The following is a 284-nucleotide window of genomic DNA, read 5'->3' on the forward strand; positions in this document are numbered from 1 at the left end:
GTTTTAAAGCATGATGGCACTAAACAACTCTTTTTTGGCGAATGCAAAGCCGATCCAACGATTAAGAACAGTCAAATCGAGAAAATCCAAAAGCAGTCAAAAGAGCAACGAGCCAAGGACAATCAGTACAGAAAAGCAAATATGGGGCATTATCAACCGCTAAATTATAAGCCAGTTAGTCCAGACTATTACTTAAAGACGGCCTTTAGTAACGCGATCATGACTGTTCTATATGCCCGTGATGAAGATTACGAACGGCAAAAACAGGCGCAAGGTTTAAAGGA

At 40.5% G+C, this 284-nt stretch carries 1 pseudogene; it reads left to right on the top strand.

Going from position 1 to position 284, the window contains the following annotated elements:
* A pseudogene (locus FC82_RS15045) lies at nt 1–284 on the top strand (hypothetical protein); the annotation flags it as partial.

Origin of the sequence: Secundilactobacillus collinoides DSM 20515 = JCM 1123 (assembly GCF_001435975.1) — a bacterium.
GTDB classification, from domain to species: Bacteria; Bacillota; Bacilli; order Lactobacillales; family Lactobacillaceae; genus Secundilactobacillus; species Secundilactobacillus collinoides.